At 63.3% G+C, this 24,217-nt stretch carries 24 protein-coding genes and 1 riboswitch; of the genes, 13 read left to right on the forward strand and 11 right to left on the reverse strand.

The window, feature by feature from the left end; all coding sequences use genetic code 11:
• Positions 1-201: 201 nt before the first annotated feature.
• Positions 202-987 (forward strand): septum formation family protein, encoded by a 786-nt coding sequence (locus KCX59_RS19025; protein ID WP_370629191.1) that lies wholly within the window; start codon positions 202-204, stop codon positions 985-987.
• 9 nt (positions 988-996) lie between these two features.
• On the opposite strand, the gene clpB is transcribed toward KCX59_RS19025, so the two are convergent.
• Positions 997-3,654: an ATP-dependent chaperone ClpB gene (clpB, locus tag KCX59_RS19030; protein WP_179017692.1), complete on the reverse strand. Its 2,658-nt coding sequence runs from the start codon at positions 3,652-3,654 to the stop codon at positions 997-999.
• Positions 3,655-3,912: 258 nt separating this feature from the next.
• Between clpB and KCX59_RS19035 the strand changes: the two genes are divergently transcribed.
• Positions 3,913-4,530: an MSMEG_1061 family FMN-dependent PPOX-type flavoprotein gene (locus tag KCX59_RS19035; protein WP_179017693.1), complete on the forward strand. Its 618-nt coding sequence runs from the start codon at positions 3,913-3,915 to the stop codon at positions 4,528-4,530.
• Positions 4,531-4,557: 27 nt separating this feature from the next.
• On the opposite strand, the gene KCX59_RS19040 is transcribed toward KCX59_RS19035, so the two are convergent.
• From KCX59_RS19040 to KCX59_RS19055, 4 genes are read right to left on the reverse strand one after another with little or no spacing between them, the layout of a single operon-like run.
• Positions 4,558-5,631, reverse strand: coding sequence for a sulfate/molybdate ABC transporter ATP-binding protein (locus tag KCX59_RS19040; RefSeq protein WP_179017694.1), 1,074 nt, complete (start codon positions 5,629-5,631; stop codon positions 4,558-4,560).
• Complete coding sequence (locus tag KCX59_RS19045) at positions 5,628-6,440, reverse strand: ABC transporter permease (RefSeq protein WP_179017695.1); 813 nt, start codon at positions 6,438-6,440, stop codon at positions 5,628-5,630. The genes KCX59_RS19040 and KCX59_RS19045 overlap by 4 nt, the downstream gene beginning before the upstream one ends.
• 16 nt (positions 6,441-6,456) lie before the next feature.
• Entirely contained in the window at positions 6,457-7,257 is an 801-nt protein-coding gene (modA, locus tag KCX59_RS19050; RefSeq protein ID WP_179017696.1) for a molybdate ABC transporter substrate-binding protein, read from the reverse strand.
• Positions 7,254-7,664, reverse strand: coding sequence for a TOBE domain-containing protein (locus KCX59_RS19055; RefSeq protein WP_054809108.1), 411 nt, complete (start codon positions 7,662-7,664; stop codon positions 7,254-7,256). The genes modA and KCX59_RS19055 overlap by 4 nt, the downstream gene beginning before the upstream one ends.
• Positions 7,665-7,910: 246 nt before the next feature.
• Here KCX59_RS19055 and KCX59_RS19060 point away from each other — a divergent pair, with 246 nt between their 5' ends.
• The gene (locus KCX59_RS19060; RefSeq protein WP_179017697.1) at positions 7,911-9,245 is read left to right on the forward strand and encodes an FAD-binding oxidoreductase; all 1,335 of its coding nucleotides are present in this window, start codon (positions 7,911-7,913) and stop codon (positions 9,243-9,245) included.
• A 130-nt stretch (positions 9,246-9,375) separates the two neighbouring features.
• The gene (locus tag KCX59_RS19065) at positions 9,376-10,245 is read left to right on the forward strand and encodes a DUF4031 domain-containing protein (RefSeq protein WP_179017698.1); all 870 of its coding nucleotides are present in this window, start codon (positions 9,376-9,378) and stop codon (positions 10,243-10,245) included.
• A 99-nt stretch (positions 10,246-10,344) separates the two neighbouring features.
• Here KCX59_RS19065 and KCX59_RS19070 read toward each other — a convergent pair whose 3' ends face one another.
• The 3 genes from KCX59_RS19070 to KCX59_RS19080 form a co-directional block, all read right to left on the reverse strand.
• Positions 10,345-10,746 (reverse strand): YccF domain-containing protein, encoded by a 402-nt coding sequence (locus KCX59_RS19070; protein ID WP_091470118.1) that lies wholly within the window; start codon positions 10,744-10,746, stop codon positions 10,345-10,347.
• Positions 10,747-10,841: 95 nt separating this feature from the next.
• Positions 10,842-11,294 carry an SRPBCC family protein gene (locus KCX59_RS19075; RefSeq protein ID WP_178995990.1) on the reverse strand — a complete coding sequence of 151 codons (453 nt, stop codon included), beginning with the start codon at positions 11,292-11,294 and terminating at the stop codon, positions 10,842-10,844.
• A gap of 109 nt (positions 11,295-11,403) precedes the next feature.
• Positions 11,404-12,000: a phosphoribosylanthranilate isomerase gene (locus tag KCX59_RS19080; RefSeq protein WP_179017699.1), complete on the reverse strand. Its 597-nt coding sequence runs from the start codon at positions 11,998-12,000 to the stop codon at positions 11,404-11,406.
• Positions 12,001-12,097: 97 nt separating this feature from the next.
• Between KCX59_RS19080 and KCX59_RS19085 the strand changes: the two genes are divergently transcribed.
• From KCX59_RS19085 to KCX59_RS19105, 5 genes are all read left to right on the forward strand, one after another.
• The gene (locus KCX59_RS19085; RefSeq protein WP_178995969.1) at positions 12,098-12,724 is read left to right on the forward strand and encodes a HutD/Ves family protein; all 627 of its coding nucleotides are present in this window, start codon (positions 12,098-12,100) and stop codon (positions 12,722-12,724) included.
• A 57-nt stretch (positions 12,725-12,781) separates the two neighbouring features.
• Positions 12,782-12,847: riboswitch (guanidine-III (ykkC-III) riboswitch) on the forward strand.
• A 9-nt stretch (positions 12,848-12,856) separates the two neighbouring features.
• Positions 12,857-13,171 carry a DMT family transporter gene (locus tag KCX59_RS19090; protein ID WP_089596307.1) on the forward strand — a complete coding sequence of 105 codons (315 nt, stop codon included), beginning with the start codon at positions 12,857-12,859 and terminating at the stop codon, positions 13,169-13,171.
• 2 nt (positions 13,172-13,173) lie between these two features.
• Positions 13,174-13,575 carry a DMT family transporter gene (locus KCX59_RS19095; protein ID WP_179017700.1) on the forward strand — a complete coding sequence of 134 codons (402 nt, stop codon included), beginning with the start codon at positions 13,174-13,176 and terminating at the stop codon, positions 13,573-13,575.
• A 241-nt stretch (positions 13,576-13,816) separates the two neighbouring features.
• Positions 13,817-14,824, forward strand: a complete 1,008-nt coding sequence (locus KCX59_RS19100; RefSeq protein ID WP_179017701.1) for an aldo/keto reductase — start codon at positions 13,817-13,819, stop codon at positions 14,822-14,824.
• 9 nt (positions 14,825-14,833) lie between these two features.
• Positions 14,834-15,484 (forward strand): MBL fold metallo-hydrolase, encoded by a 651-nt coding sequence (locus KCX59_RS19105; protein WP_178995963.1) that lies wholly within the window; start codon positions 14,834-14,836, stop codon positions 15,482-15,484.
• Positions 15,485-15,552: 68 nt separating this feature from the next.
• Here KCX59_RS19105 and KCX59_RS19110 read toward each other — a convergent pair whose 3' ends face one another.
• Together KCX59_RS19110 and KCX59_RS19115 are read right to left on the reverse strand one after the other, a co-directional pair.
• Positions 15,553-17,274, reverse strand: coding sequence for a DEAD/DEAH box helicase (locus KCX59_RS19110; protein ID WP_178995961.1), 1,722 nt, complete (start codon positions 17,272-17,274; stop codon positions 15,553-15,555).
• Between the two features lie 436 nt (positions 17,275-17,710).
• The gene (locus tag KCX59_RS19115) at positions 17,711-19,147 is read right to left on the reverse strand and encodes an MFS transporter (protein WP_179017702.1); all 1,437 of its coding nucleotides are present in this window, start codon (positions 19,145-19,147) and stop codon (positions 17,711-17,713) included.
• Positions 19,148-19,213: 66 nt separating this feature from the next.
• Between KCX59_RS19115 and soxR the strand changes: the two genes are divergently transcribed.
• Both soxR and KCX59_RS19125 read left to right on the forward strand, forming a co-directional pair.
• Positions 19,214-19,669 (forward strand): redox-sensitive transcriptional activator SoxR, encoded by a 456-nt coding sequence (gene soxR, locus KCX59_RS19120; RefSeq protein WP_026005695.1) that lies wholly within the window; start codon positions 19,214-19,216, stop codon positions 19,667-19,669.
• A gap of 45 nt (positions 19,670-19,714) precedes the next feature.
• Positions 19,715-20,428: an SAM-dependent methyltransferase gene (locus tag KCX59_RS19125; RefSeq protein WP_370629192.1), complete on the forward strand. Its 714-nt coding sequence runs from the start codon at positions 19,715-19,717 to the stop codon at positions 20,426-20,428.
• 13 nt (positions 20,429-20,441) lie between these two features.
• On the opposite strand, the gene KCX59_RS19130 is transcribed toward KCX59_RS19125, so the two are convergent.
• On the reverse strand, positions 20,442-21,479 hold the full coding sequence (locus tag KCX59_RS19130; protein WP_178995955.1) for an Lrp/AsnC family transcriptional regulator: 1,038 nt from the start codon (positions 21,477-21,479) through the stop codon (positions 20,442-20,444).
• Positions 21,480-21,620: 141 nt separating this feature from the next.
• Between KCX59_RS19130 and KCX59_RS19135 the strand changes: the two genes are divergently transcribed.
• Together KCX59_RS19135 and KCX59_RS19140 are read left to right on the forward strand one after the other, a co-directional pair.
• The gene (locus KCX59_RS19135; protein WP_179017704.1) at positions 21,621-22,838 is read left to right on the forward strand and encodes a M20 metallopeptidase family protein; all 1,218 of its coding nucleotides are present in this window, start codon (positions 21,621-21,623) and stop codon (positions 22,836-22,838) included.
• Between the two features lie 30 nt (positions 22,839-22,868).
• A complete protein-coding gene (locus KCX59_RS19140; protein WP_178995951.1) occupies positions 22,869-24,161 on the forward strand; it encodes an MFS transporter in 1,293 nt (430 codons plus the stop codon).
• Positions 24,162-24,217 lie beyond the last annotated feature (56 nt).

A 24,217-nucleotide genomic window follows, 5' to 3' on the forward strand; every position in this document is an offset into this window, starting at 1 on the left:
CGGTTACACCTCCAAGAGAAGCAAAAATTGGGTAGAGTCTGCCTCAATGCGGCTCCACAGCAGGAAGGCACACCCCGGAATATGAGCCAGGACAACACTTCACCCCGTGACGGTTCACGACGCGAACAAGGCGAGGATGGAGTGCCCCCTGCGCCCCAAACACCACCTTCGCCCGGTCAGCAACCGCCATCCGCTCCCTGGGTGCCACCCTCGGGTCTGCAACCGGATCCCGCACCCGAGCTCGATCCTGACTTTGTTACCAATCCGGCAGGCCAGCCCGATCCCGCGTTGCCACCCACGGATGCACAGCCAGCTGGGGATTCAGCGTCGCCGGAAAATGCCCATGCACCCGTTCACGCCAATGCGCCTGCTTACGCGGGGCAGCAACCCTTCGCCGGCCAACAGCCATACACGGGTCAGGAATGGAGGCCGGAGCCGCAGGGCAATCAAGCCCTGCACGGGCAGCCGGAACCTCATGGTGATCCGGTCAAGCGGCAGCGGTTGGTTATCGGCGGAATCGTTGTTGGCGTGCTCATACTCATTGGCGTCGTGATTTGGGTCCTGCTCAACTTGCTGGGCACCCGGCCGGAAGCCGCCGTATCCACACCCAGTGCAGCTCCGACCGCCGGCCCACTCCCCCGTGATGCAGAGGCTAAGGACTTCCAAGTGGGTGACTGCTTTGCCGACTTTGATGCCAACGCCTCAAAAGCCAGGGCCGTAGCCTGCGACACTGAGCACTCGGCCCAACTCGGAGCCGTCCACTCATACGGGGCTGACGAATCCTTCCCTGGAACCAATGCCCTCAGGGACAAAGGGCGCGAGGTTTGCAAGGACGTGAAGCTCAACGCAGCGGCCGACAATTACGTGCTGCTTCAGCAGAACGTATACCCGAGCACCACCAGTTGGGATCGGGGCGACCGCCGCGTTGATTGCTTCATCGTGGTGGATTCGGGCAACACCATCACCGAAGATCTCCTCGCGAAGTAGCCTGAAACGCTACTTCCGACGAACCGTGAGGCCCGTACCTGCGGGAGCTCCGCCGTCGGGACCTGTCAGCGCTTCGAAGCCTTCAACGGTGAGTTCGTCGAGGTCCGCAGCGGTATCCACGAGCACTGTGTCGCCGTCGCTGATTTCGCCTGCAAGAATCTCCTTGGCGAGGCGGTCGCCGATCTCCCGTTGAACCAGCCTGCGCAGCGGCCGTGCACCGTAGGCGGGATCAAAGCCGGACATGGCCAACCATGCGCGTGCCCCATCAGTTACCTCAAGGCTTAGGCGGCGATCGCGGAGCCGGTTGCTCAGCTCGGCGACGTGCAGCTCAACGATCCGGGCAAGTTCCTCGACTGTCAGCGGATCGAAGAGGACGATCTCATCCAGCCGGTTCAGGAACTCGGGCTTGAACGATGCCTGGACCACGGCCATGACGGCGTCCCGCTTGGCCCTTGCATCCAGCGACTGGTCTACAAGGAACTGGCTTCCGGAGTTGGAGGTCAGCACCAGGATGGTATTGCGGAAGTCCACGGTGCGGCCCTGGCCATCGGTGAGGCGGCCGTCGTCGAGAACCTGCAGGAGAATGTCAAAGACCTCAGGGTGGGCCTTCTCCACCTCGTCGAGCAGCACGACGGAGTAGGGCCTGCGACGGACAGCCTCTGTGAGTTGGCCGCCTTCTTCATAGCCGACGTATCCCGGAGGGGCACCCACCAGACGGGCGACGGAGTGCTTCTCGCTGTACTCGGACATATCGATCCGGATCATGGCGCGTTCGTCATCGAAGAGGAAGTCCGCCAAGGCCTTGGCCAGCTCCGTCTTACCCACGCCCGTAGGACCGAGGAACAGGAACGAGCCCGTAGGACGGTTGGGGTCGCTGATACCGGCACGGGCACGGCGCACAGCGTCTGAGACAGCCTGGACGGCTTTGGTCTGGCCGATGAGGCGCTTGCCGAGTTCTTCCTCCATGTGGAGGAGCTTCTGGGACTCACCTTGGAGCATTCGCCCGGCAGGGATACCGGTCCAGGCGGAGATGACCTCCGCAATGTCGTCAGCGGTCACGTCCTCGGCAACCATCAGTTCCGGTTTCGAATCGCTCCGGGCGGACTCCTCCTCAGCAGCGGCGCTCAGCTCCCGTTCCAGAGCGGGCAGTTCGCCGTACAGGATCCGCGACGCCGACTCGAGATCACCTTCGCGTTGAGACTTGTCCGCTGCCGAGCGCAGTTCGTCGATCTTCGCCTTAAGATCGCCCACCCGGTTGAGTCCGGCTTTCTCAGCTTCCCAGCGCGCGTTCAAAGCGCTGAGCTCTTCATTTTTGTCTGCTTTGTCTGCTCGGATCGCAGCCAACCGTTCCACCGAAGCAGGATCAGTTTCCCCTTGCAGAGCCAGCTCCTCCATGGTCAGACGGTCGACGGCGCGGCGGAGCTGGTCAATTTCTTCCGGCGCGGAATCGATCTCCATGCGCAGCCGGGACGCGGCCTCGTCCACGAGGTCGATTGCCTTGTCCGGAAGCTGGCGTCCCGAGATGTACCTGTTGGACAGCGTTGCGGCTGCGACCAAAGCAGAGTCGGCGATAGCCACCTTGTGGTGCGCCTCGTAACGTTCCTTCAGGCCACGGAGGATGCCGATGGTGTCTTCGACGCTGGGCTCGCCAACATAGACCTGCTGGAAGCGGCGTTCCAGTGCAGGGTCTTTCTCAATGTTCTCGCGGTACTCGTCCAAGGTGGTGGCACCAATCAGGCGCAGCTCACCGCGGGCCAGCATGGGCTTGAGCATGTTCCCCGCGTCCATGGCGCTTTCACCCGTGGCGCCGGCACCCACAACCGTGTGGATTTCATCGATGAACGTCACGATCTGCCCGTTGGAGTTCTTAATCTCCTCCAGAACGGCCTTCAGGCGTTCCTCGAATTCGCCGCGATACTTTGCTCCGGCCACCATGGACGCGAGGTCCAGGGCGATGAGCGTTTTGCCGCGCAAACTTTCGGGGACATCGCCGGCCACCATGCGCTGCGCAAGGCCTTCGACGACGGCGGTCTTGCCAACGCCCGGCTCACCGATCAGCACGGGGTTGTTCTTGGTGCGGCGGCTCAAGACCTGCACGACGCGTCGGATCTCGCTGTCGCGCCCGATGACAGGATCCAGTTTGCCTGAACGGGCCACGGCAGTGAGGTCCGTGCCGAACTTCTCCAGGGCCTGGAAGGTGTTTTCCGGATCCGGCGAGTTGACGTTCCGGTCCCCCCGGACACCCGGCAGGGCGGCGAGCAGCGCTTCGTGGGAGGCACCGGCGTCGCGCATTAACTTACCCACGGCGTCACTTCCGGCCGAGAGTCCGAGCAGCAGGTGCTCCGTGGACACAAAGGAATCGCCGAGCTTGTCGGCCTCATTCTGGGCAGCTTGGATGGCCTGCATGGACTGGCGTGACAACTGGGCCTGCTGGACCGAGCTGCCCGATGACGACGGCAGCGATTTAATGGCTGAGCTAGCCTGAACGCTCACGGCATCGGGATCGGCCCCGGTGGCACGCAGAAGTGCCACGGCGACGCCCTCGCGCTGGTCCATGAGGGCTTTCAACAGGTGGGCAGGCTCAAGCTGCGGGTTGCCGGCAGTCGAGGCGTTCATGGCGGCCGCAGAAAGGGCCTCCTGGCTTTTGGTGGTGAATTTGACGTCCAAAGAGTGCTCCCTTTCTGGAGTGATACCTATGATTACAAAGTTGAGTCTACTACGCTCAACTTTGCTTTTGGCCCGTTGAGTACCATGTTTGCCCACGGCGAAACTGCTGTCCACACAAAACCATGGCTATGTGAATATCGGGGGGTCTTCTCATAGCTCTCGCTCCCGTTTCCGCCTATCGCACCAGCGAGAACCGGCGCGGATGGCGGCAAGTGGCGCGGGCGGTCCACGGGCCAAAAACACCCGTAGGCTGGGGCCATGGACACCATTTCCAGCGTGGATGAACTCGAAGAACTGATCGGATTGCCCTTGGACCGTGTGCGCCGGAAAGTGCGCACATCCCTCAGCGATTTCGACCGCCAATGGCTGGCAGCCAGCCCGTTTTGCGTGATCGCGACTTCGGACGCACAGGGCCGCGTGGACGCCTCACCCAAGGGCGATCCCGCTGGCTTCATTCATGTCCTGGACGAGCACACAATCGCCATACCGGAACGCCCCGGCAACAAGCTCGCGTTCGGCTTCCACAACATCCTGGAGAACCCGAACGTAGGAATCCTGTCCATGGTCCCGGGCAGAACGGATACCCTGCGGATCAATGGCACGGCACAGATTGTCCGTGACGCCGGCTTCTTCGATCATCTGGTGGTCAAGGGGCACCGGCCGCGCGCCGCTGTTGTGGTTGCTGTGGAGGAAGTGTTCACCCATTGCGGTAAGGCCTTCATGCGGAGCGGACTGTGGCAACCGGAAACCTGGGACACTGACGGCCTGCCGAGCATCGCCATGCTGTCCCAGACCTACACGCAACCCGAAACACCACTGGAGGATCTGGAGTCCTACTACGGGCCGTCCTATGCGGAGCGGATGTATCGCGAGTAGCGCCAAGGGTATTCGGCCAAGCGTATTTCAGGCCGGGTAGACCGATACCAGCGCAGATTTGACCACGAACCTGACTTCCATGCCCGGTACCAGACCAAGATCGGCTGATGCCGCGGGCGTGATGTCAGCTGACAAAGCTTGTGCCGAATGCACCCCGCTAGCGCGGACTCGGATCTGGTCCCCGTAGGGTTCCAGGTCAGTGATGGTCACCGGGAAGGAATTGCGGGGGCTTCCGTGCACATCGCCCAGGAAGACGGAAACGCTCGACGGCGGGAAGGCGGCCACGCCTGCCTGGCCGAGTACTGGTGACCAGTCCGGATCATGCCGGCCCGCGAAAAGCCGGCCATCCGGCGTCGTAATTCCCTCGGAAGCAATGGTCCCGGCGACGAGGTTGAGGCCGGCGAGGCCAGCGGCAAAGTGGCTTCGTGGTCTTTCAAGGACCTGACGAGTGGGTCCTTCTTCCGCGATGCGCCCTTTCTCCACCACGAAGACTCGGTCGGCGAGCATGTAGGCGTCCAGGATGTCGTGCGTGACGATGATGGCTTTGCGGTCCCGCAGGACTCGTTTGAGGACGCGGCGGAGCAATGGTGCTGCGTGAATATCGAGGGCGGGCATCGGCTCGTCAAGAAGCAACAACTCGGGCTGAGCAGCCAGGGCGCGTGCCACGGCGACGCGTTGGGCCTGCCCTCCAGACAACTGGGCGGGCTTCCGGTCAGCCAGTGGCAGGGCATCAACTTCGGCCAGCCAGTGTTGTGCAATTTCCCGTGCGGCCGCCTTCGAAGCACCCCCGCTTCGCGGCCCGAATGCCACGTTGTCCAAGGCATTCAGATGCGGAAACAGGAGAGCCTCCTGGGCCAGAAGCGCAGTCCCCCGCAGATGTGGCGGGCTCCAAGAGTGAGTGCCGCCGTCGAGCTTGAACAGTTCTTTGTCGCCGATTCGCGCCGAGCCGGCATCCGGCCGCAGCAGCCCGGCGATCACGCCCAGCAGAGTGGACTTCCCGGCACCATTCGGACCGAGTATGGCCACAGTCTCACCTTCAGCGAGGCTTAGGGACATGTCGAAGTTCCTGGCGCGGACGCTTGCCTGCAGCTCGAAGCTCATGGCTGGACCTCCACAGGAGTGCTGCTTCGCCGGCGCCCATAGCTGAGCCCAACCACCGCAACTGCAACCGCCACCAGCACCAACGACAGCGCGACGGCGGCGTCCGCATCGGCCTCACGCTGCAAGTAAATTTCGAGCGGCAAGGTGCGGGTGATGCCTTCCAAACTGCCGGCAAAGGTCAAGGTGGCACCGAACTCGCCCAGGCTTCGCGCGAACGACAACACAGCACCGGACGCAAGCCCAGGCAGCACTAGCGGAAGCGTGACGCGACGAAGAACGGTAGTAGGCCGTGCCCCGAGGGTCGCCGCCACAGCTTCGTATCTACTTCCGGCCGATCTCAGTGCGCCTTCCAGACTGACAACCAGGAACGGCAGTGCCACGAAAGCCTGGGCCAAAACCACCGCCGAGGTGGAGAACGCGATCTGGATCCCAGCCAGTTCAAGGGACTTTCCGAGGAGCCCCTGCCGCCCGAACGTGTACAGGAGAGCGAGTCCGCCGACGACGGGCGGCAGCACCAGCGGCAGCAGGACGAAGGAGCGGAGGAGCCTTTGTCCGGGGAACTCGCCGCGGGCAAGCACCAGCGCCAACGGAACCCCCAAGACGACGCAGAGGACGGTACTGGCAGCCGACGTCCTTAGGCTCAGGCCCAGGGCGGCAAGGGACGACTCCGACGTGATGAGTGGAATGAATTGCGGCCAATTCACCCGCAGCAGCATCGCCGCCAAGGGAAGCACCATCAGGAGTCCACCCACAGCTGCGATGACATAAATCCACCGCGGAATGCCGTGGTAGCCGCTGCGCCTGATCACGATGCCCTGGCCTCCTCTACGGCGTTCCGAAGCCGGCGTCCATAAGGACCTTCTTGCCGGCTTCGCTAGTGACGTTTGCAATGAACGCAGCTGCGAGTTCTTTGTTCTTGCTGGTACCAACCGTGGCAATGGGGTAGGTGTTGACGGCCCTGTCCGACTCGGGGAAGGGGATGCCCTGGACCTTATTGCCGGCCGCTTTGACGTCCGAAACGTAGACCAGGCCGGCGTCGGCTTCGCCCGAGGTGACTTTGCCCAGGACATCGGTCACGGATGATTCCTCGCTGACCGGGCTCAACGTGGTTCCTGTCGCCTTTTCGACTGTCTTCGTTGCAGCGCCGCAGGGAACCTGGCTGGCGCAGATCACCACTTTGACGCCGGGCTTGGCGAGGTCCGCGAAGGAAGAGATCGACGCCGGATTGCCTGGCGGGACTGCGATCTCAAGGACATTGGTGGCGAAGTTCGTTGCCGTGCCGTCCACGAGATCCGCGTCGGCGAGCTTGGCCATGTTCTTGGTATCTGCTGAAGCGAAAACGTCCGCTGGGGCACCCTGGGTGATCTGCGTGACCAGGTCAGAGGACCCTGCGAAGCTGAGAGTGACTTTGGTTCCCGGGTGCTGGACTTCGAAGTCTTTGGCCAGCTGCGTGAAGGTCGTTTTCAGGGATGCCGCAGCGAAAACGGTAATCTCCCCGGACATCGACGACTCCGGGTTGGCCGATCCTGAGGATGGACGTGTGGTCCCGGGGGCACAGGCTGCCAGGCTCACCGCCAGGGCACCCGCAATCAACACTGCGGCGAAAGGCTTGCGGCTGATCCTCATATGACGCTCTTTCCCTGCGGTGTTTCGATGATGACTGTGGTGGCCTTCACCACGGCTGTGGCTACCGAACCGAGTTCCAGCCCGAGCTCCCGGACGGCTTCGCTGCTCATCAGCGACACAACGCGAAACGGACCACACTGAAGCTCTACTTGGGCCATGACCTTGTCCGCGGTAATGCCGGTAACCAGTCCGATGAAGCGGTTTCGGGCTGAGCTTCCGGCCCGGGAGGGGTCGTCGGGGAGATGGGATTGGTCGCGGGCAAGCGTGGCCAGTTCCAAGCCATCCACTGCGAGGCGCCCGGCTGAGTCCTTCCGGGCAGTAAGCGTTCCGTTTTCCGTCCATCGCCTCACGGTGTCGTCGCTGACACCAAGAAAGCGCGCGGCCTCGGATATTCGTATCTGCGGCATAAATGCATCATAGTTCCGTATTTGCGGATCTTCGCCATCTAATCCGCCGCATACGTTATGTGACCGCCAAGCGATAGTGAGCTGCACGACGCTCCCATTACCGCATGACGCGCCCGTAAGCTCTGGTGCGCTCGGTGCGAAGTGGTGCGCCGCCGTCGTCGTACTTCTTTGCTTTACCCATGGTCCGATGGGAGGTGCGGACGTACCCTGTTCTAGGGGAGAGTTTCCGATGCGAAGGAACGTCCCATGGAATGGATTCGTCCGGACAGCCCGGACTATGACCAAGCCCGAAAACTCTTCAATGCGATGATCGACCGCAAACCGGCTGTCATCGCCAAATGCTCTGATCCCGGCGAAGTGGCTGAAGCGCTGAGCTATGCGCACAACCACAATTTGGACGTCGCCGTGCGCTCAGGCGGTCACTCGGTGGCGGGCATGTCCACCAACGACGACGGGCTGGTAATTGACGTCCGTCCCATGAAGTCCATCAGCGTGGACCGCGGGATGAAGACCGCCACGGTAGGCGCAGGGCTGACTTGGGGCGAGTTCGACCGCGCAACCCAGCAGTACGGGCTGGCTGTCACGGGCGGGCGCGCATCCACCACCGGAGTCTCGGGATTCACGTTGGGCGGTGGTTCGGGATGGCTGGAGCGCTCGTACGGATTCGCGTGCGACAACCTGCTCTCCGTCGATCTGGTCACGGCCTCCGGGCAACGCGTTACCGCCAGTCCCGGCGAAAACCCCGAGTTGTTCTGGGCCCTCCACGGCGGGGGCGGTAACTTCGGTGTGGCTACGTCCTTGACGTTCAAGCTGCACGACCTTGGACCCACCGTGATGGCGGGCCTCATGTTGTTCCCAGGGGAGGACGCGAAGGATTTGTCGCGCGCCTTCCGGGGGCTCGCGTTGGAGGCGCCCGACGCCGTGGGGACAGCCCTCGTGTACCTCACCGCCCCGCCGGAAGAGTTCGTCCCGGAAGAGATGGTGGGCAAGCTCGCCGTCGGGATGGCTTACATCTACGCGGGTGATGTTGAGGCCGGCGAAGAGCACGCCAAACCGTTCAAGGAACTCGGCCCCTCCGTGGATCTGGTCTCGCCCATGCAATATGCGGACTTCCAATGCATGATCGACGACCCTCCGGACCACTACAACTACTGGAGCGCGGACTACCATAACGAGCTCAATGACGACGCACTGGATCTTCTGGTCGACTCGGCTCAACGCCTTCCGGGACCGCACTCGCAGCAGTTGGTGGCACGTTGGGGCGGAGCCGTGGGCGGCCCTGCCGCAGCGAATACTCCGTTGCAGCACCGGGGTGCAGCCTGGGTCAGCCATCCCTTCGGTCTGTCCGAAACACGGGAGGGCGGACAGGAGGCAAAAGCCTGGGTCAAACAGTTCCGGCAAGACATCGCCCCGCACACCACGGGCGGCGTGTGGCTGAACTTCATCGGTGACGAAGGGCAAGATCGGATTATGGCGGCCTATGGAGAACAGAACTACCGGCGGCTGTCCTTGGTGAAGCGCGAATTCGATCCTGACAACGTGTTCCGCGGCAACCAGAACATCCTGCCGGCCCAGCACTGAGTTCCCTGCACTCCTTCCCAGTTGCCGTGATCAGCGCGGGCAGTGAAGCCTGTACTTCCGGGACGGCAGCACGGCGGTAGACGTCCCGATGGCCGGCAACTGGGAAGGATCACATGGGTACACTTTGGCAATGGCCATCTACGTCGATCCGCCTCTGTGGCCAGCGCACGGAACCGTCTTTTCGCACCTCGTTTCGGACACCTCGCTGGATGAGCTGCACGCTTTCGCGGCCGCTTCCGGGGTTCCCGAACGGGCCTTCGACGGAGATCATTATGATGTCCCGGAACGCCGCTATGACGACCTCGTTTCCGCGGGCGCCATCCCTGTGGAGGCCCGCATCCTGGTCCGCAAGCTCATTGCCAGCGGACTGCGCATCCCGGCTCGTGAACGGAGCAAGGCATTGACAGTACCTTTGATGGAACGCTGGAACAGCACCTACCCAGGCCACGAGGAGCTGGGCCTTGAATTGCTTGAACGTTGGGGCGAGGACGGCAGGAAATACCACAGCCGGACCCACCTCCTGGCAGTCCTTGAAGCCTTGGACGTGCTGACGGAACCCGAACAGCCTGCGCGAACTGTCTTGCTGGCGGCGTGGTTCCACGATGCCGTCTACGAAGGGGTTGCGGGGCAGGACGAAGAAGAGTCCGCACGCTTGGCCGAGGACCGGCTCACCGCCACTGGGTTGGTTCGCCACGAGGTGGCGGAGGTGGCGCGCCTGGTCCGCCTCACGACTTCGCATAGCCCAAAGACGGGTGACTACGCAGGTGCACTTCTCTGCGACGCCGACCTCTCCGTGCTCGGCGGCGACCCGGAGTCCTACGCACGCTACTTGGCCGCCGTCCGCGAAGACTACGCCCGCGTCAGCGACGAAGACTTCGCGAAGGGTCGCGCCGCCGTCGTGCGCGATCTCCTGCGGCTGGACCCGCTGTTCCATGGCGAACGCGCCAAAGCACTCTGGCTCGACGCTGCGCGCCGGAACCTCGCCAGCGAACTCGCGTGAGCGGCTCCCCCTTCTTATGCCCGATTAGACGCTCCGCTGCAGTTCAGACGGTAGGAATCGTCTGGCCTGCAGCGAGTCGTCTAAATGGGCATTGCCGGTCTAGCGGTAGGTGCTGACGAACGGCTGGTTGGTGGGCACAATCTGCTTACCGAGAGGCATCAGCGAAACCGGGATCAGCTTCAAGTTGGCGATGGCCAGCGGGATTCCGATGATGGTGATGGCCATGGCGACTGCCGTGACCACGTGACCAATCGCAATCCAGATGCCCGCGACCAGAAGCCAGATCACATTGCCGAGGAGCGCAAACACGCCGGCACCGCCGGGCTTCTCAACCACCATCTGGCCGAAGGGCCACAGGCAGTACGCACCGATCCGGAACGAAGCGATACCCCACGGGATGGTGACGATGAGCACGCAGCAAATGATGCCTGCCGCGAAGTAACCCAACGCCAGCCAGAACCCACCGAAGACAAGCCAGATGATGTTAAGGAGCGTTTTCATAGTCTTCATTCTCCCCTGTGGGCACGACAAAAAGCCTAGGGGTCTGCCCTGAATCTTCCCTGACTTGCAGCGGCACTCCCTGCGGGGCCATTAGCTCAACCAGCCAGGAGCGCATCCAGCTTGTCGAAGGAGGTGCCCCAGCCGTCGCGAGTCATTTCCACCCACTCTTCGGAAGCAAACGGACCCTGTTTGAGATTCATCCGGGTACGGCCGTTGAGGTCCTCGAATTCAAGGTGCATTTCCTCGTACTCGTGGTCAGCGTCAGGAGCAGCTTTGGCTTGGGCGACCAAAAGAGCCGGGCTGTTCAGCTCGGTGATGGTGGCTTCGATGGGTGCCGACTGCTCACCGTTCTCGTCCGACCACACCATCACCACCTGCCAGATGCCACCAACCCGGGGCTCAACGATGATCTGGTCGCGGGGAGCTTCCACCTCCACGGGCCCGAACCACTGGGTGAGCTTGTCCGGCTCCATCCAGGCCTCAAAAACCTTCTCGCGGGGAGCATCAAACTCGCGGCTCATGGTCAGGGTGTGCTGTTCCGTACTCATTGCTTAACTCCTGGTTTCGGTGATGTTCGATATCCAAGTAGTGGTGCGTTCGAGTAAATCGTGTCGTCGTGAGCGAGTCCAGGGTGTCCCACTGACACGGTAACCGAGCCTAGGCTTTGGCAGTTTCGACAAAAGCGCGGATCTTTGCCAGGTCCTTCACTCCGCGGGATGCCTCTACGCCGGAGGAGACGTCCACTCCCCAAGCACCGGCAGCAGCCGCAGCGAAAGCCACGTTTCCGGATTCGAGTCCCCCTGCAAGCAGCCACTCCCGGCCATCCAGCCCCTTTGCCCGCACTGACGCATAGTCCCAGGACTCGCCTGAGCCCGGTACTGCCGCATCGATCAGGAATATTTCTTCGCCCAGATCCGCGAACTCGTCCTGGGAGGCGCCCATGGTGACGGCCCGGATGAGCCGCATCCCGGCGTCGTGCACTGTTTTGACGTCGCCGGCTGTCCGGTGGCCGTGCAATTGCACCCACTCGAGTCCGGCAGCTCGAGCCGTTGCCACAGCTTCAGCGGCATCCTCATGTCGGAAAACGCCCACGGCGTGAACGCCCACCGGAACCAACGGCAGCAGAATGCGCACCTGGTCCGGGCTGACTTCGCGAGGGCTGGAGGTGAGCACGAAGCCGACCGCGTCTGCACCGGCGTCGACGGCTTCACGCACGGATTCCGGCGTGCTCAAGCCGCACACTTTGACGAACATTCCAGCGCCTCCAGCTTTAATCGCAACGTTTTCCACATATGACGGTAGCAAGCCGCAATGCCAACGCAGAAGCCGCGTCCACCACTAGGCTGGTCGAATGGAGATTATCCGCTTTGCCGACATCCGTCCCGAACCTTGGCGCAACGGGGGCGGGGTGACGCGCGAACTCGCCAGCCATCCGAAGGCCGCCTCGGCGCAGGACAATGCCTGGGATTGGCGAGTCAGCATCGCAGACGTTTCAAAGGCCGGAGATTTCTCCGTCTTCCCGGGCATGGAGCGCGTGATCACCATCATCGAGGGCGAATTGCTGCTGCTCACGGTGGACGGCTCCGAGCACCCGCTCGAGAAGTACCGACCGTTCCGTTTCTCGGGCGAGGCTGCGTCGGGGGCCACTCTTCCGACAGGGGACATCCGGGATTTGAATGTCATCGCCCGGGAGGGAGCCTTCAAGGGCTACACGTCCATTGTGGAGATTTCCAAGAAGCGTGCGCACCCGGTCTTCGAAGGCCAGCTTGCCGTCCTGCTGGAGGGTAAGGCGACTGTTGCGCCCGGCGCGGCTGTGGAGGAAGAGTCCGACGGCGACGCCCCGGCAACCAGCGCGGCCGAACCTGTTGAGCTCTCACGGTATGACGCCGTGGTCGGCTCCGATACCCGCAGCCCGGAAATCTCGGGCCGCGGCTTCATCGCTGTGATCTCGATCGACCATGTGGAGTCCCACTCCTGAGTTGGTGACGTTAACCACCAGAAGTGGCCACCCCGCACGGGAGTTGCTAGCCTGAAATGAAGGTTCCGCTCTGGAACCTCCGGACGACGGTTCAGTACCCGGAATGCGACAAGACTGGCCAAAGGAAATGTCATGTCGTGGATAATTCTCATTCTTTCCGGAGCACTCGAGGCCGTCTGGGCCGCAGCGCTCCACCGGTCCAAGGGCTTCCGTAAACCCGTTCCGACCGTCGTCTTCCTGGTGTCCGTTGTTGCCAGCATGGCCGGACTCGCCATCGCGATGCAGTCCATCCCGACAGGCACGGCTTATGCGGTGTGGGTTGGCGTCGGCGTCGTACTGACCGCAACGTACGCGATGGTCACCAAGGTTGAACGCGCGACGACGGCCCGGCTGCTTTTGCTTGCGGGCATCGGCGCATGTGTAGTTGGCCTGAAGGTGGTGGCGTAGCCATGACTGGGAACACTGGAAACATCAAGAACACCGGGAGCTCCGGCAACTCCGGCAACGGAGTCTTCTGGGTCATCCTCTTGGCATCAGCGCTGCTCGAAGCCGTATGGGCCACAGCTTTGGGCCTCTCCAACGGCTTTACGCAACTCATGCCCACTGTGGTTTTCGCCATCACTGCCGTCCTGAGCATGCTCGGACTGGGTATCGCAGTGAAGCGAATCCCCCTCGGCACTGCCTACGCGGTGTGGGTGGGTATCGGCGCTGCACTGACCGTTGGGTGGGCCATGATCACAGGAGTGGAATCCGCGAGCCCGCTGAAGCTGCTGTTTATTGCGGGAATCGTGGGCTGTGCTGCCGGTTTGAAGGCCCTGCCCGCTGACAAGGCCGCAGCCAAGGCCGAGTAGCTACCGCTCCGTGGCGCTCCTGCCCGGTTCCCCGGGGAGGAAGCTCGCTCCGTTTCGTTGGCTCGCTACGCATTAGACGTTTCCGACCATCGAATGCGCAGTAAGCCATCGAATTGGGCTCAGCGTGCCCCGGGCAAGCCAACCGGGCACCCTTCGCCCAATTCTGGCGCCTACAGGAATACCCATGTGAGCCACTGAGTTCATGCTTTCAAGAGCACCCAAACGCGCATTGGAGAAGTTCATGACTGCAGTTCAGCTCGGCGACGGCCTCAAGGTCAGCCCCCTCGGCTTCGGTGGAATGGCCCTCACACCTGTTTACGGTGGCATTGAACCCGAGGAAGGCCTGCAGACGCTCAGGCATGCAGTGGACGCGGGCATCACGTTCATCGACACCGCAGACGTCTACGGCGCGGGCAGTAACGAGGAACTGGTTGGCAGGCTCTTGAAGGAGCGGCGCGACGAGATCCAAGTGGCCACGAAGTTCGGAATTGAGGGCAACCCCGCGGACGGGTACACGGGAGTCCGCGGGGATGCGCCCTACATCAGGCAAGCGGCGGAAGCGAGCCTCCGCCGCTTGGACACTGACGTGATTGACCTCTACTACATGCACCGCCGTGACCTCCGCGTTCCGATAGTGGAAACCGTGGAGGCCATGGCGGAGCTGGTCCGAGAGGGCAAGGTCCGGCACCTCGGACTGTCTGAAGTGACAGCCGAGGAGCTCAGACAGGCCAACGCCGTCCATCCCATTGCCGCGGTCCAGAGTGAATGGTCCATCTGGAGCAGGGATGTTGAGCTCAACGTTGTGCCTGCGGCCAAGGAACTTGGCGTCGGGTTCGTGCCATATTCGCCGCTGGGCCGCGGATTCCTTACGGGAACCGTCAGCGCGAGCGACCTTGGCGAAAATGACTTCCGCCATAAGATCCCCCGTTTTGGTGACGAGGCACTTGATGCGAACCAGGCCGTAGTGGCCGCGGTCCGCGAGGTAGCCAGCGGGCTGGATGCAACTCCGGCCCAGGTAGCCCTGGCTTGGCTGTTTACCCAAGGTCAGCGCCTCGGGATTTCTGTGGTTCCCATCCCCGGCACGCGCAAGACGCACCGGATCGACGAGAACCTTGGGGCGCTGTCCCTGCAACTGGGAACAGCGCAGCTTGAGAGGCTCGACCACGCTGCGGCCGCCGTCGTGGGTTCACGCTCCGCCGACCCCAACTGGGTTTCACAGGGCCGCGAAGCCAACCCGGCAACTGCATAGACTGACACGATGGATTCGCTTATTCACTCACTGCGTGACGTCACTATCCGCAGCATTTCGGTCAGCGAGATGAACAACAATGTGTACCTGTTGACCGCAAAGTCCACGGGTGCGCAGTTGTTGATCGACGCCGCCGACGACCTTCCGGCCATTCAGCAGCTGCTCCAGGACAGTGCCGCAGATACTGCCGCGACGCCGAAGCTCGCCAGGATTGCCACCACTCACCAGCACTGGGACCACGTCCGGGCGCTGCCGGAGTTGGTCGCCGTTTCCGGGGCAACCACCTCAGCTGGAGCGGACGACGCCGATGCGTTGCCGGTTCCAGTGGATGTCCGGCTTGGTCACGGCGACGTCGAGCGGTTCGATGGCTTCGAGATCACGGCGGTCCACTTGCGCGGACACACCCAGGGCTCGATTGCTTTCGTGTACCAGGATCCGGACGGGCCGGCCCACATTTTCAGTGGAGACTCGTTGTTTCCGGGAGGCGTCGGCAACACACAGAACGATCCTGCACGCTTCACTTCTCTGTTGAACGACGTGTCGGAGCGACTGTTCGACGCTTATCCGGACGAGACCCTGGTGCACCCGGGCCATGGATTGCCCACGACCCTCGGCGCCGAGCGGCCACACCTTGAGGAGTGGCGCGCCCGAGGCTGGTGAGTTGCGGGGCCTACTCTGCACGCTAAACCTAGGGAATAGTGCGCAGAGCGGGCCTCACAACGGGGAGGTTAGCGGCCGCGACGCTCGTTGGACGCGGGAGCCGACGCACGACGCGGGCCGCTGCGTGCCGGACGACCTGCACCGGAACCACCGCGACCGGAGTTGCCTGAGGCACCCGAGCCGTAGGATCCGCCGGACGTAGCGCCCGTTGCGGAAGACCAAACGGCCTTGTTTCCGCCGGTACGAGTACTCGTAGTGGATGCCGTGCGCGGAGCCGAAGCTGAGCGCTGGCCGGTAGCCGGGCGACCACTGCGCCCGTTCTGGCCCTGCGAGCCCGGAACGTCGTTGCGGTGAGTAGCGCCAGCCTTGCCGCGACCGCGGGGGCTGCGGGCGACGTCGTCGTTCATTGCTGCGCGACGCTCAGCGCGGTTGACGTCGGTGCGAACCGGCTCAGCCGCGACCTTTCCGCGTCCATTGCGACCGCCACGACCACCGGCGGTGGGAGCAGCCTGGGTGGAACGGCGTGCGCGCTTGCGCTGGGCGTTGGCGCCGGTGGATGTGCCGCCACCCTGCTGGGTTTTCGCTGCGAGGAGAGCCGCACGGGTGCGGGGATCAACCTTGTCCGCGATGTCACCCACGAGCTTTGAAACCAAGGGCGAACTTGCGGTGACTCGTTCAAACGAAACGTCAACGCCGGCAGCCTTCATGAGCTTCTTGACGTCACTCTGCTGCTCGGGGAGCGTCAGCGTAACCACGGTGCCATCGGAACCGGCGCGTGCCGTACGGCCGGAGCGGTGCAGGTATGCCTTGTGCTCTGTGGGCGGGTCAACGTGGATGACGAGTTCGACGTCGTCAACGTGCACGCCGCGGGCTGCGACGTCAGTGGCCACCAGGACGCGTACGTCACCGTTGGAGAACTCGGCAAGGTTACGGTCGCGGGCGTTCTGCGACAGGTTGCCGTGAAGGTCGACGGCGGGGATGCCGGCGTCGGTGAGGGTCTTGGCAAGCTTGCGGGCGTGGTGCTTGGTCCGCATGAAGAGGACGCGGCGGCCGGCGCCGGAGGCCAGTTCAACGATGAGCTGCTTCTTGACGGTCTGGTCGTTGACCACCAGGACGTGGTGTTCCATGGTGGTGACAGCGGCTTGGGGATCGTCCACGGAGTGCGTCAGCGGGTTGGAGAGGTAACGGTTGACCAGTTTGTCAACACCGTTGTCCAACGTTGCGGAGAAGAGCAGGCGCTGACCCTGGGTGGGGGTCATGTCCATGAGCTTCTTGACGACCGGGAGGAAGCCCAAGTCAGCCATGTGGTCTGCCTCATCCAGCACGGTGACCTCAACGGCTTCGAGGGTCAGGATGCGCTGGCGGATCAGGTCTTCGAGGCGGCCCGGGCAGGCGATGACGATGTCGACGCCGGCGCGCAGCGCCTTTTCCTGGCGTGCCTGGGAGATGCCGCCATAGATGACCGTGGTGTTCAGGCCCATGGCCTTGGCCAGCGGCTCGATGGTGGCGTTGATCTGGGTTGCCAGTTCCCGCGTCGGTGCAAGGACGAGGCCCATGGGGCGGCCCGGCTTACGGAAGTGCTTTGCTTCGCGCTCGGCCAAGCGGGCCACGAGCGGGATGGCGAAAGCGATGGTCTTGCCGGAGCCGGTGCGGCCACGGCCCAGGACGTCGCGACCTGCGAGCGTATCCGGGAGGGTCTTCACCTGGATGGGGAATGCCTCTTCGATGCCATCGGCGGCGAGGGATTCAGCAATGGGCTTGGGCGTGCCAAGGGCAGCAAAAGTAGTCATAAACTTCATGTCTTTCGGGCGGTGTCCAGTTGCGGACATCGGCCCCCGACGCCGGTTGGGCCAGGGGTTCGCCGAGGAAAAGTCAGGTGGTCTACCGGTTCGCTTCAACAGCGTTGGCCGGGACCAAATGGAACGCGTTCATCGACGCAGGATGTGCCTCTCACATGAAAAATGCCCCGTCGCGTAGCCTGTCAGGCCACCTGCTTCAGGGCGTCACCGCACATCAAGTGTTCCTAGCTTAGCAGTGTTTCTCCTGCGGGCCCGCATCGGGGCTGGTCAGGCCCCCGCCCCACCCCGCGTTGCGAGGCCCGATCTGCACCCTTCCGCGCGGCAATACCCTGCAGAGCAGGCCCCACAACGAGTCCACCCCGCGTTGCGAGGCCCGATCTGCACCCTTCCGCGCGGCAATACCCTGCAGAGCGGGCCTCACAACGAGTCAGGCGTGATGCGTGAACTCGGCTTGGGCGTCCGGGGCGCCCGCTTGGGCACCCGGCTCACCCATACCCGCCTCACCCCTGCTCATCCCACCCGAGCGGGCGGCGACCCTCGGCGCGATGACTACCCCGACGACGGCGATGATCGCCGTCAGTGCGAAGACCCCCGCAAACGAGTTCGTCGTCGTGAATGCAGCGAAGACAAGTCCCGTGGCGGCCAGGGACAGTGCGCCACCCAGGGAATCGGAGATGGACATGGCCGCACTGTTGAAGCCTTGGTTTTCCTCGGTGGAGAGCGCCAGTGTCATCACGGACAGCCTCGGGTACATGAGCCCCATGCCGCCACCGGCAAGGATCCAACCAGCGATGGCAACTGCCGCGGGCAGGCTAAGCGCTGCGGTCACCAGCGTTGAGATCACGGCTATCAGCACCAAAAGAGCGCCGATCTTCACGGCCAGATCGTCAGCCAACCGGGCACCGAGCCGCCCCTGGATCGCCGACGCCCCGGCCCACGCCAGTGCGGCTCCGGTCAGCGTCAGCCCGGCGAACGTCGGCGTGAACGCGTAGCGCTCGGTCAGCAGGTACGGCAGGTACACCTCGGCCCCGAAGAACGCCGCAGATGCCAGCCCGCGGACCAGGATCACACTGGGCAGACCGCGTCGGGCGGTGAGGGTTCCCCGCGGAACCAGCGGCTTCACCGCGATAAGGGCAATGACCAGCGCTACGACGGCAATCACCCCGCCGAAGCCGGGCACCTCCGCGGACAGGTTCAGTCCGAGGACAGCGACGGCGGCGAGCGCCGCCCACCCCATACGACCGAAGGCCCAGGGAACGGGCTCGGAGGCGGGTTCGGAATTCATCCCCCGCACGGCCGGCACCACCATCAGCAAGGCTGGAACAACCAGGCCCACAACCCCCAGGAACACCCAGTGCCAACTGCTCAGTTGGGCCACCACACCGGCCGCGAATGGACCCACCAGGGAAGGAACCACCCAGGACGCGGCGAAGGCGGCGAAGATCTTGGGGTGGAGCACCGGCGGGTACACGCGGGCAACCAACACGTAGAGGGCCACGGTCATCGCGCCGCCACCAAGTCCTTGTACCAGGCGCCCCAGCACCAGCATCTCCATGGTTCCGGCCGTACCGGCGATCAGCAGGCCAGCCACGAACAACGCCACGGAGGAGTACAAAGGCGCCGCCGGACCACGACGGTCCGACCAGTTTCCTGCCGCCACCATGCCCATCACGCCTGTGGCCAGTGGGCCTGCGAAAGCCAGCGCGTAGAGGCTGGCTCCGTCGAGGTCGCGGCTGACGAGCGGCATGATGGTGGTCACTGCGAGGGACTCGAACGCGCTCAGGAACACAAGTGCGCACGCCCCTACGGTGGCAAGCAGGTATGGGCGGCGCAGTATCCCGGCCGTTGAGGTGTCAGAGGTCATGGACGTCAGCCTAGAACCTCAACTAATGTTGAGGTCAATCCACCACCCCAGTCACGGAAGAACGCCATGCCGCCAGTCGAAACGCACCGGCCACTCACCATTGGTGAGCTGTCCGAACGGAGTGGAGTGTCGGCGTCGGCCCTTCATTTCTACGAACGGAACGGGCTCATCGAGGCGGAGCGAACGGCCGGCAACCAGCGGCGTTACCGGCGGGACACACTGCGGCGGGTCGCGTTCATCAAGACCTCCCAACGGGTGGGCCTGCCCCTGAAAGACATCCGTGAGGCTTTGGAATCCCTTCCCGATGGCCGCACGCCCACCAAGCGCGATTGGTCCAGGTTGTCGTTGCGGTGGCGCAAGGAACTGGACGAACGGATCGCCGCTCTGCAGCATCTGCGCAACGACCTCGACGGGTGCATCGGGTGCGGCTGCCTCAGCCTGAAATCCTGTACGCTGCAGAACCCTTCGGACGAACTCGGAGCCTCGGGCGCGGGCGCACAACGCTGGACTTTGCCGGAATAGCAACAGGCATTGCCTTTCGACGCGGCGTCGCGGCACGCTTGGGTCATGACTGAACACACGCACGACGCCGCCACTCACCAACACGGTCAACACACCCACGAAGGGGCTCAGCAGAGCGGACTGAACCTCCACGAGGACGCCGACAATGCCGTGGACATGTGGGACGGCATGTACCGGGAGCGTCCCAAGGTGTGGAGCGGAAACCCGAATCCGCAGCTGGTGGCGGAAGTTGCAGGCATCAAACCCGGAAGAGCCCTCGACCTCGGCTGCGGGGAGGGCGCTGACGCTATCTGGCTCGCGGCGCAAGGCTGGACGGTTACCGCAATGGACGTGTCCGCCGTCGCGCTTGAACGTGCAGCCGCGCATGCAGCAGAAAGCGACGTCAGCGAGCGGATCACGTGGCAGCAACAGGACCTCACGGAATGGGAGCCTGAGCCCGTCTTCGATCTGGTTTCGGCCCAGTTCCTGCACTCGCCCCTCCTGCCGTGGCGGGATTCGGTGGCATCAGCCGCGGCAGCCGTCGCACCCGGCGGCACGTTGCTGGTGGTAGGCCATCACCCGCATGGACTCCCGTCGTGGAGCCATCATCATGAGTCCGGAATGTTCTTCACGCCGGAGCAACTGGCGGGTGCCCTGAGGCTGGACCGCGAGCCGTGGTTCGTCAACGTCCTGACAGACCGGGCGCGTAGTGTCACGGGACCCGACGGCGAGTCCGGCACCACCCTGGACACGGTCCTGAGGGCAACCAAGCACGCCTAGAAACCTGCACGCCCTAAATACCGGCTGGCAGCAGCTCTCCGTAGGGCGGCACCACTGTTCCTGTGGCGGTGGAGTCCGGATTGAGCATCCATCCCACGCGTTTGGCCGTGTTCAGCATGACCACGCTCTCCACGAGTTGGACGCCCGGGATCCGCTGCTGGATGGTGAGCTCCATTTCCATGACGTCAGCCAGCGAGCGCAACCACATGATCATGGTGAAGTTGGTGCGGCCTGTGGTGGACGCGGAGAAGCGGATGTTCCTGATGGCCCGCAACTCTGTGGCTGCGGCTTCGTGCTCACCTGCGGGAACGTTTGCGAACCACTGGACCGTGATGGGGAAGCCGGAGAATTGTTGGGCGATTTCGCAGCGGAACGACAACATCCGGCTGCTCAGGACCCTGCCCAATTGCCGCTGGACCGTGGCGGGGTTTCGGCCCAAGGCGCGGGCAATTTCGGCGGCTGTGGCACGGCCGTCGCGGGCGAGGAACGGGATGATTGCCAGATGACTCTCCGGTAGCGGGAGCACCATGGCGTCGTGGGCTGACGGGTTTGCCGATTCAGGTCCGGCGAGCGCCTTGAGTGCCTGCTGCTCTGCCTTGGTGAGGACGTTGAGCCGCCACGCATATCCGCTGGTGTGAATCCGAGTGCAGAGGGCTGTGTGGTACTTGGTGAGCCCTCTGATCTCCTTGAGTTTCGGCAACACCTGTGTGCTGAACTGCCCCAGGTCCTGCGTGATCACAGTGAGCGTGAGGTCGCGGTTGCTGGCAGCCTCTTCTACCGTGATGACCTCGGGAAGTCGGGCGACTGCGGAGGTGACATCCGGCCTAAGGTGCATTTCGCAGTCGATATCCACCATGGCCAGGCACATATCCTTGGGGTCGCCCATGAGGTGTGCGGTGGTCCATGCTGCACCGGCTCCCCTCAGGCGTTCCCATCGGGATGCCAGCGTGGTGGCGTGGACGCCCAGGACTTCTCCGGCGTCGGACCAGCTGATCCGTGGCGAGATCTGCAGGGCGTTGACCAGGCGCAGGTCTTCCTCGCTGAGCTCCATGAGCCCATTCTTGCAGAAGCGTGCATGTTTCCTGCTTGAAAGCACTAGTCGGTGCATATTTACAGATGTTTAGCACCATGTGAATCACGTCACCCCAGAATGGCATGAGGAACACGTCACCTAGAAAGACCTGGAGAACACATGACCATCGCCGCCGACGCCAAGGAACTGCAGGAGGACATCGTCCGCCTCCGCCACGACCTCCATCGCGAACCGGAGATCGGCCTGCAGCTCCCCCGCACGCAGGAGAAGGTACTCCAGGCGCTGGATGGGCTGCCTTACGAGATCACCCTTGGTAAGGAAACGACGTCGGTCACCGCGGTTCTGCGCGGCGGTGCGGCTCACGCTTCGGCTGAGAAGCCCGTGGTGTTGCTGCGTGCCGACATGGATGGACTTCCTGTGCAGGAGACTACCGGCGTGGACTACACCTCCCGCGTGGATGGAGCCATGCACGCCTGTGGCCATGACCTGCACACCTCCATGCTGGCCGGAGCCGCCACACTGCTGGCCGAGCGCCGCGACCAGTTGGCGGGCGACGTCATCCTCATGTTCCAGCCCGGCGAAGAGGGCTTCGACGGCGCGAGTTACATGATCAAGGAAGGCGTCCTGGACGCGGCTGGTCGTCGTGCAGACACTGCCTACGGAATGCACGTGTTCTCCTCCCTTGAACCGCATGGCCAGTTCGTCACCAAGCCTGGCGTCATGCTTAGTTCCTCCGACGGCCTTGTCGTCACTGTGCTGGGCGCGGGCGGCCACGGCTCCGCTCCCTATTCCGCCAAAGACCCCGTCACTGCAGCTGCCGAGATGGTCACGGCACTTCAGGTGATGGTCACGCGCCAGTTCAACATGTTCGATCCCGTGGTCCTCACAGTTGGCGTCCTGCACGCCGGAACCAAGCGCAACGTCATCCCCGAGACCGCCCGCATCGAAGCCACCATCAGGACCTTCTCCGAGGAGTCCCGTCGGAAGATGATGGAAGCAGTACCCAGGCTGCTTCATGGCATCGCCGCAGCCCACGGCTTGGAGGCGGACGTGCATTACCAAGAGGAATACCCCCTCACCATCAATGATGAGAACGAGACGACCACTGCTGAGAAGGTCATCGCCGGAATGTTCGGCGAGTCCCGGCACACCCGGATGGCCACTCCCCTGAGCGGTTCCGAGGACTTCTCCCGGGTCCTGGCCGAAGTCCCCGGCACCTTTGTGGGACTCAGCGCAGTAGCCCCCGGCGCCGACCACACGACGTCGCCGTTCAACCACTCGCCCTACGCAATGTTCGACGACTGCGTCCTCACCGACGGTGCCGCGCTGTACGCCGAACTCGCCGTGTCCCGTATCGCCGCCCTCGCCGGCAACTAACTCCCGGCCCGCCTGATCTTGGAGAAGCACATGACCACCACCGTAGGAACGTCCCCCGACGTCAAGGTCCACAAGTCACACATGCGCACGCTTGTTGGCACCGGCATAGGCAACGCCGTTGAATGGTACGACTGGGCCATCTACGCAACGTTCTCGCCGTTTATCGCGAGCGCCTTGTTCAGCCAAGCCGATCCCACATCAGCAGTGCTGTCCACCTTGGCGATCTTCGCCGTCGGCTTCGTTGCCCGTCCGTTTGGCGGCTTCGTGTTCGGCTGGATCGGCGACCGGATCGGCCGTAAGACCTCCATGACGGTGGCTGTTGCCCTCGGAGCCGTCGGTAGCCTCCTCATCGGCATCGCCCCAACGTTTGCAGCTGTTGGCGCCTTCGCTTCGGTGATGCTCCTGATCGCCCGCCTCATCCAAGGCCTGGCGCACGGTGGTGAGCTGCCGTCGTCGCAAACGTATTTGTCCGAGATGGCGCCCAAGGAACACCGCGGCTTTTGGGCGACCCTCATCTACACCTCCGGCACCGCCGGAATCCTGGCCGGTACACTGCTGGGCGCAATCCTCACGGCAACCTTGAGCAAGGAAGACATGAGCTCGTGGGGTTGGCGCATCCCGTTCCTCATCGGCGGCGCGCTGGGGATCTACGCACTGTTCATGCGGGCCAAGATGAAGGAAACCGAAGCATTCGAGGCCGAGGCGCCCACTGAGAAGCGCCTGCCCATCTGGCCGCAGATCGTGAAGTACCGCAAGCAGGCCCTGCAGGTTATCGGCCTCACCGTGGGCCTGACGGTTGTGTACTACATCTGGGGTGTCGTGGCTCCGAGCTACGCCGCGACCTCGCTGAAGATGGACCGCGGAGAGGCGCTCTGGGCCGGCGTGGTGGCCAACGTGGTGTTCATCGCCGCGCTGCCGTTCTGGGGCAAGCTGTCCGACCGCATCGGCCGCAAGCCTGTGATCATCAGTTCGGCCGCGGGCGCCGCGCTCCTGCACTTCCCCATGACGTGGCTGCTCAAGGACTCACCGTGGCAGCTCGCCGTGTCCATGTCCGTGATGCTGTTCTTCATCGCCGGTAGCGCCGCGATCGTCCCGGCTGTCTATGCCGAGCTGTTCCCGACGCACATTCGGACCATTGGCGTGGGTGTTCCGTACTCCATCTGCGTCGCTGCCTTTGGTGGCACGGCTCCGTACCTGCAGACGTGGCTCGGCAGCATCGGGCAGGCCCAGTTGTTCAACGTATACGCAGTGATCCTGCTGCTGGTAGGCATCGCGTTCGCCTTCTCCATCCCGGAGACGAAGGGCAAAGACCTCACCGTCTAGCCTCTCCTCCCCCAACTAGGTGACAGCACATGTTCCAATGAGCCCTCATTGCGACG

This window comes from Paenarthrobacter nitroguajacolicus (genome assembly GCF_051027655.1).
Taxonomy (GTDB): domain Bacteria; phylum Actinomycetota; class Actinomycetes; order Actinomycetales; family Micrococcaceae; genus Arthrobacter; species Arthrobacter nitroguajacolicus.

Coding starts and splice junctions, on each gene's coding strand:
- KCX59_RS19035 (WP_179017693.1), top strand. CDS start 3,913: ATGGACACCATTTCCAGCGTGGATGAACTCGAAGAACTGATCGGATTG.
- KCX59_RS19140 (WP_178995951.1), top strand. CDS start 22,869: ATGACCACCACCGTAGGAACGTCCCCCGACGTCAAGGTCCACAAGTCA.
- KCX59_RS19105 (WP_178995963.1), top strand. CDS start 14,834: ATGGATTCGCTTATTCACTCACTGCGTGACGTCACTATCCGCAGCATT.
- KCX59_RS19055 (WP_054809108.1), bottom strand. CDS start 7,664: ATGCCGCAGATACGAATATCCGAGGCCGCGCGCTTTCTTGGTGTCAGC.
- KCX59_RS19040 (WP_179017694.1), bottom strand. CDS start 5,631: ATGAGCTTCGAGCTGCAGGCAAGCGTCCGCGCCAGGAACTTCGACATG.
- KCX59_RS19090 (WP_089596307.1), top strand. CDS start 12,857: ATGTCGTGGATAATTCTCATTCTTTCCGGAGCACTCGAGGCCGTCTGG.
- KCX59_RS19130 (WP_178995955.1), bottom strand. CDS start 21,479: ATGGAGCTCAGCGAGGAAGACCTGCGCCTGGTCAACGCCCTGCAGATC.
- KCX59_RS19080 (WP_179017699.1), bottom strand. CDS start 12,000: ATGTTCGTCAAAGTGTGCGGCTTGAGCACGCCGGAATCCGTGCGTGAA.
- KCX59_RS19070 (WP_091470118.1), bottom strand. CDS start 10,746: ATGAAAACGCTCCTTAACATCATCTGGCTTGTCTTCGGTGGGTTCTGG.
- KCX59_RS19095 (WP_179017700.1), top strand. CDS start 13,174: ATGACTGGGAACACTGGAAACATCAAGAACACCGGGAGCTCCGGCAAC.
- KCX59_RS19110 (WP_178995961.1), bottom strand. CDS start 17,274: ATGACTACTTTTGCTGCCCTTGGCACGCCCAAGCCCATTGCTGAATCC.
- KCX59_RS19125 (WP_370629192.1), top strand. CDS start 19,715: ATGACTGAACACACGCACGACGCCGCCACTCACCAACACGGTCAACAC.
- soxR (WP_026005695.1), top strand. CDS start 19,214: ATGCCGCCAGTCGAAACGCACCGGCCACTCACCATTGGTGAGCTGTCC.
- KCX59_RS19100 (WP_179017701.1), top strand. CDS start 13,817: ATGACTGCAGTTCAGCTCGGCGACGGCCTCAAGGTCAGCCCCCTCGGC.
- KCX59_RS19115 (WP_179017702.1), bottom strand. CDS start 19,147: ATGACCTCTGACACCTCAACGGCCGGGATACTGCGCCGCCCATACCTG.
- modA (WP_179017696.1), bottom strand. CDS start 7,257: ATGAGGATCAGCCGCAAGCCTTTCGCCGCAGTGTTGATTGCGGGTGCC.
- KCX59_RS19085 (WP_178995969.1), top strand. CDS start 12,098: ATGGAGATTATCCGCTTTGCCGACATCCGTCCCGAACCTTGGCGCAAC.
- KCX59_RS19135 (WP_179017704.1), top strand. CDS start 21,621: ATGACCATCGCCGCCGACGCCAAGGAACTGCAGGAGGACATCGTCCGC.
- KCX59_RS19060 (WP_179017697.1), top strand. CDS start 7,911: ATGGAATGGATTCGTCCGGACAGCCCGGACTATGACCAAGCCCGAAAA.
- KCX59_RS19065 (WP_179017698.1), top strand. CDS start 9,376: ATGGCCATCTACGTCGATCCGCCTCTGTGGCCAGCGCACGGAACCGTC.
- KCX59_RS19075 (WP_178995990.1), bottom strand. CDS start 11,294: ATGAGTACGGAACAGCACACCCTGACCATGAGCCGCGAGTTTGATGCT.